The sequence below is a fragment of the Mycoplasmopsis cricetuli ATCC 35279 genome, from assembly GCF_000526955.1.
Classification (GTDB): Bacteria; Bacillota_I; Bacilli_A; order Mycoplasmatales; family Metamycoplasmataceae; genus Mycoplasmopsis; species Mycoplasmopsis cricetuli.
On sequence record NZ_JAHB01000037.1, the window covers coordinates 1 to 2,407 of the forward strand.

1 protein-coding gene is annotated in these 2,407 nt (G+C 25.9%); it reads right to left on the reverse strand.

Going from position 1 to position 2,407, the window contains the following annotated elements; translation table 4 throughout:
• Positions 1–2,407 (reverse strand): hypothetical protein (locus U744_RS04755; protein ID WP_036432188.1); only part of this gene is annotated, 2,407 nt, incomplete at both ends.

Below are 2,407 nucleotides of genomic sequence, written 5' to 3' on the forward strand. Positions count from 1 at the left end.
TTTATGTCATAATCGTTAACTGTTGCATCAACAAAGAACACTTTTTCAAGTGTGTATTCACGATTGGTTTTTAAATCACTAGTTGCAACAAATTCCAAATCAGTTGCAGCAGCAGTTATATTAGTAATTTGATTTTCAAAGTAAATGTATTCATCAAAATTATTTGCTTTGTAAACAAGTACAACTTTGTTATTTTTTCATTTATGTTGAATTGCATCAAATTGCACATTTAAAGTAGCATTTTGAAGTTCATTATTTGGATAAATATATTCATTATTTTGATTTTTATTTAAATCTTTTGGAACAATTTTAGTGATATTGTACTCAAGTTCAGGTAAAACAAACTCAGTAAATGAACTATCATCAGTTTTTTTAATAACATCAACTAAATTATTACCATTTAACAAATTTGCAATTGGTTTAATATTATCAGTTGCATCAAATTTATTAAATTCAACAAATTGAATTTGCTCAATTGTATAAGTTGTATCATCATCTAAATTATCAAAAACAAAAACTCCAGTTGCTTCTGTGGTTGAATTTTGAGTAAGTGTAACTTCAATAAAGCGAGTTCAAGCTGGATCTGTTTTTTTAGCAATAGTTAATTTAACTTTAGTTGCATTATCAAAAATTTCATCTTCTGTTGTAAATTTTAAATCAAAACTTGCGCTAGTTGCATTTATAACTGGATTATTTTGAAGTATAGCTTTAGTTGTTCCAAATCTAGTTATAACCGATTTGTTATCTTCTAAAACATTAGCAAGACTTATGGTTTGAACCTTAGCATCTTGAACTATAACTAAAACACCATTGTTAATGGTTATTTTTTTAATTTCAGCATCACTATCAGCTACATAAATATTTTGTAGAGTGTATCTATTGTTAAAACGCACTCCATTAGTTAAAGTAAATAATAAACCATTGTTATTAAGTTCAGCAACATCAGTTAAAAATTCTTTGTTTTCAAGATCTTTAAAATGTGCTACAAACTTAGTTGAACCATTAACAACATTTAAAATATCATTTGTTAATGGATAATTAACAGTTATTGTTTTATCATTAGCACTTGGTTTAACATCAGCTACTGCAATAGTGTTGTTAGCTATAGCAATAGGTGCATCAGTTGCTTGAAGTAAAATATTGGTATTATCTTTTAATTTAAAGGCTGGTTTAACTAAATCACTAACAAATTCAACATGCTGAAGTTGATATTCTTTATTGAATTCATGATTGTTAATTTCTAAATGAATTTCTTTTTGATTGTTTTCAAGTGTGACAATTTTAGTGACTTTTAATTGAGAATTGTTTGGATCCTTTGATAAAGTTACGCTTGAATTTGCAACATTTTTAACATCATAAGTAATTTTTAATTTATCTTTATCAGCAGGTGAAATAACATCATCTAAATCGTTAACTATAATTTTGAAGGTTGCTTTTTCTACTAAAGTGTTTTCTTTAACAAATTCAGCTTTTAAAATAGTTACATCAGCTGATTTTTGCACTTTAAATGAACCGCTAATAGCAGTTGAAACTTGATCGTTTCATTCTTTAACATCTTGACTGTTTAATGAATCAATTATTTGAATTTTAGCAAAATTAAATTGACGGTTTTTTCTAAGTAATTCTTTTTTGATGGTAAAAGTTAAAGCAACTTTATCATTTTCTTTAGTGATATTAATTTTAGAAGCATCATTAAGATCATTTTTATTTAAAGTGATTTCATCAGTTGCAATTTGATGTTTTTCCCCAGGTTTTGATGATGGATATTCAAAAATAAGTTTAACTTTTTTATTTTGAATTTTATTGGTAATATCTGAACTAAATTTTCATTTAATTTGCACATCTTTATCAAGATTTTCAACAACATTTTCTCCTGTAAGAGTGTTATTGTTTACAATTACATCAAAAGTTGAATCAAAAACAATTCCTTTGGCACCAATAGTGATTATTCGATCAAATACAGGTGAGACACCTTCATTATGAATTTTACTATCAAGTAGCACACTATTAATGTTATCACTTATCTTTTCAACATTAATATTATCATTTGCTCTTGATGGACGATTTTTGAATTTTAAATGAACATGATATGATAAATCTTCTTCAACTTTATTGTTTTCAACTTCAAATTCATTATCTCAATTTAAATCTTTAGCAGAAACATCAAAGTTAAATTCAACAAAGAATTTATTGTTATTATCTTTAGTTACATTAGCAAATTGAACAAATTTATACCCTTTAGTTCGATCAGTTGGTATTAATTCTAATTTAACTGATTGACCATCTTCTAAAATTTGGTCTTCTGAAGTAAGTTCGTATTTTAATTTAAGAATTGAACCATCATTTGTTTTTGTTTCTTGTTTTGCTACAGTAGTTTGAGCTCTAGTGATTAGATTATGAACAGTTT